Origin of the sequence: Microbacterium sp. AISO3, assembly GCF_002204305.1 — a bacterium.
In the GTDB taxonomy this organism is placed as follows: Bacteria; Actinomycetota; Actinomycetes; order Actinomycetales; family Microbacteriaceae; genus Microbacterium; species Microbacterium arborescens.
In genome coordinates, this window is the sequence record NZ_NHRF01000165.1 from 1 (window position 1) to 397 (window position 397).

1 rRNA gene is annotated in these 397 nt (G+C 55.4%); it reads right to left on the minus strand.

Going from position 1 to position 397, the window contains the following annotated elements:
• Positions 1-397: ribosomal RNA gene (locus CBF90_RS16815) — 23S ribosomal RNA — on the minus strand; the annotation flags it as partial.

Consider the following 397-nt stretch of genomic DNA (forward strand, 5'->3'; position numbering starts at 1 on the left):
TACGGGGGCATTTTGCCGAGTTCCTTAACCACAGTTCACCCGCTCGCCTTAGTATTTTCTACCTGACCACCTGTGTCGGTTATGGGTACGGGCCGTACATGCACATCGCTAGAGGCTTTTCTCGGCAGTACAGGATCACCAACATCACCCACATAAGGGCTACGCATCACGCCTCACACTTGATGACAACCGGATTTGACCAATGTTGTCGTGCCACACGCTTGCACCGCAATCCAATAAGCGGCTTAGCTACCTCACTGCGTCACCCCATCACTGACCTACCACGGATCAGGCCCCACGCATCACCACCAACCAACCATCCCCGAAGGGATGGCAACGATCGGCAGATCAGGGTGGTTAGTCTCACCGCTTCGATACTGGGCGCGCACATACGGGT